Annotated in this window: 3 protein-coding genes; all 3 read left to right on the top strand. The window is 63.4% G+C overall.

The window, feature by feature from the left end:
* Window positions 1-173: 173 nt before the first annotated feature.
* The 3 genes from IVB47_RS17305 (at window position 174) to IVB47_RS17295 (ending at window position 2,730) form a co-directional block, all read left to right on the top strand.
* Window positions 174-1,331 (top strand): thiolase domain-containing protein, encoded by a 1,158-nt coding sequence (locus IVB47_RS17305; RefSeq protein ID WP_085360843.1) that lies wholly within the window; start codon window positions 174-176, stop codon window positions 1,329-1,331.
* The gene (locus tag IVB47_RS17300) at window positions 1,331-1,720 is read left to right on the top strand and encodes an OB-fold domain-containing protein (protein ID WP_007611535.1); all 390 of its coding nucleotides are present in this window, start codon (window positions 1,331-1,333) and stop codon (window positions 1,718-1,720) included. The genes IVB47_RS17305 and IVB47_RS17300 overlap by 1 nt, the downstream gene beginning before the upstream one ends.
* 149 nt (window positions 1,721-1,869) lie before the next feature.
* The gene (locus tag IVB47_RS17295; RefSeq protein WP_247462809.1) at window positions 1,870-2,730 is read left to right on the top strand and encodes a MaoC family dehydratase; all 861 of its coding nucleotides are present in this window, start codon (window positions 1,870-1,872) and stop codon (window positions 2,728-2,730) included.
* The last annotated feature ends 28 nt before the right edge of the window (window positions 2,731-2,758 follow it).

Raw genomic sequence — 2,758 nt, 5'->3', positions numbered from 1 at the left:
TTGCTTCGCTGCGCTCGCAATGACGTTTCCGGAAGCAGAGGCGTTCCGACCGCACCTCGGCGATTTGCGCGAACCCGCTGCCCTCTCGCCCGGCGGAATATTTCCGCGCTTGCCAACAGGGCGGCAGCGGTTCAGAAAAAACCGGAAGCGAGAAACGCCAGCGGAGACCTTATTTGACCATCAAGGGCAAGGCCTACATTGCCGGGATCTACGAACACCCGACCCGGCACGCGCCGGACAAATCCACCGCGCAGCTGCATGCCGAAGTCGCCAAGGGCGCGATCGAGGATGCCGGGCTCAGCAAGGACGATGTCGACGGCTATTTCTGCGCGGGCGACGCCCCGGGCGGCGCCTGGCCGATGGTCGATTATCTCGGCCTCAACACCAAGAAACTGCGCCATGTCGATTCAACCGAGACCGGCGGCTGCTCCTACATCATCCATCTCGGCCACGCCGCTGAAGCCATCGCTGCGGGCAAGTGCTCGATCGCGCTGATCACGCTAGCCGGCAAGCCGCGCACCGGGGCGATGCCGCCGCGCGCGGCCGGCGCCGAGGCCGATTTCGAGACGGCTTACGGCGCGACCACGCACAATGCCTACGGCATGTGTGCCATGCGCCACATGCACGACTATGGCACCACCAGCGAGCAGCTCGCCTGGATCAAGGTCGCGGCCTCGCACCACGCGCAATACAATCCGCATGCGATGCTCAAGGACGTCGTCACCGTCGAGGACGTCCTGAACTCGCCGATGATCTCCGATCCCTTGCATCGCATGGATTGCTGCGTCGTCTCCGACGGTGGCGGCGCGCTGATCGTGACGACACCCGAGATCGCAAAAAGCCTGAAGAAGCCGCTGGTGAAGCTGATCGGCCACGGCGAGGCGATGAAGGGCCCGCGCGGCGGCAAGGATCTCGACCTCACATACTCCGCCGGCATCTGGTCCGGCCCGCGTGCGTTCGAGGAAGCCGGCATCACGCCGAAGGACATCAAATACGCCTCAATCTACGACAGCTTCACCATCACCGTCTTGATGCAGCTCGAGGACCTCGGCTTCTGCAAGAAGGGCGAGGGCGGCAAGTTCGTCGCCGACGGCAATCTGATCTCGGGCGTCGGCAAGCTGCCGTTCAACACCGATGGGGGCGGCCTCTGCAGCAACCATCCCGTCAACCGCGGCGGCATGACCAAGATCCTCGAGGCCGTGCGGCAGCTGCGCGGCGAGGCGCATCCGAAGGTGCAGGTCAAGAATTGCGATCTCGCCATCGCCCACGGCACCGGCGGGCTTTTGGGTGTTCGCCACGCCGCCTCGACGGCGATTCTGGAGCGCGTGTGATGAGCGAAGCCAAGAAATATCCGGCCCCGGTGACCAACCCCGAGACGGCTGCGTTCTGGGACGCGGCCAAGCAGGGCAAGTTCATGATCAAGCGCTGCACCGCCTGCGGCGAAGCGCATTACTTCCCGCGCGCGATCTGCCCGTTCTGCTACTCCGACAAGACGGTGTGGGAGGAGTCTTCGGGCGAAGGCACGATCTACACTTACAGCTTGATGCGGAAGTCACCGACCGGCCCTTACGCGATCGGCTACGTCACGCTGAAGGAGGGGCCGTCGCTCCAGACCAATTTTGTCGATTGCGATTTGACGACGTTGAAGATCGGCCAGAAGGTGAAGGTGGTGTTCAAGCCGACCGATGGCGCACCGCTGCCGTTCTTCACGCCGGCTTAGGGCGGTCCTTATCCTGAGGAGCTTGCGAAGCAAGCGTCTCGAAGGATGGCCACAATAAAAAAAGCGTTTCGGGCATCCTCATGGTTCGAGACGGCGCAAGAGCGCCTCCTCACCATGAGGATGAACACCACGGGGAGGAAACAACAAAAATGTCAGCCAGATACGACGAACTCAAAGGCCTCAAAAACCTCGGCCAGAAATATTCCTACACCGACCGCGAAGTGATGCTCTATGCCTACGGTATCGGCCTCGGCGCCGATCCGATGGACGAGAACGAGCTTGCCTTTGTCAATGAGGGCACGTTGACACCGCGGCCGCTCAAGGTGGTGCCGACCTTCGCGTCCGTTGCGGCGTGGGGCGCGGGTCCGGGCGAGATGAACCTCAACCGCGTGATGGTGGTCGACGGCGAGCGCGATATCACCTTCCACCAGCCGCTGCCGGTCGCCGCGCACATCACCGCCGATTCCTCCGTCGTTGAAGTCTACGACAAGGGCAAGGACAAGGGCGTCGTCATCAGCCACCAGACCGTGCTCAAGAACGAGAAGGGCGAGAAGCTGGCAACGCTGGTCGCCTCCCGCTTCGCACGCGGCGACGGCGGCTTTGGCGGGCCGAACCTGACCCAGCCGGATCCGCACAAGATCCCGTCGCGCGCACCCGACACGACCATCGACATCGTCACGCGTCCCGACCAGGCGCTGGTCTATCGTCTCTGCGGCGACCGCAACCCGCTGCACTCCGACCCTGAGTTCGCGAAGAAGGCCGGGTTTCCGCGTCCGATCCTGCACGGCATGTGCACCTACGGCATAACCTGCCGTGGCGTGCTGCAGACCTATGCCGACTACGACGCCTCCGCCTTCCGCCAGCACGTCGCGCGGTTCTCCTCGCCGGTCTATCCCGGCGAGACCGTGACCATGGACCTCTGGAAGGACGGCAGCGTGATCTCGTTCGAAGCCAAGGTGAAGTCGCGCGGCGTCACCGTGATCAAGAACGGCAAGACGGTGCTGGGGTGATGATGCCGCTCGACGCGCTCTGAGTTAT

The organism is Bradyrhizobium sp. 62, from assembly GCF_023073035.1.
Classification (GTDB): domain Bacteria; phylum Pseudomonadota; class Alphaproteobacteria; order Rhizobiales; family Xanthobacteraceae; genus Bradyrhizobium.
This window is presented reverse-complemented; position numbering and strand designations above follow the sequence as displayed.

Excerpts from the sequence above, each read along its gene's own strand:
- IVB47_RS17300 (WP_007611535.1), top strand. The coding sequence starts at position 1,331 with ATGAGCGAAGCCAAGAAATATCCGGCCCCGGTGACCAACCCCGAGACG.
- IVB47_RS17295 (WP_247462809.1), top strand. The coding sequence starts at position 1,870 with ATGTCAGCCAGATACGACGAACTCAAAGGCCTCAAAAACCTCGGCCAG.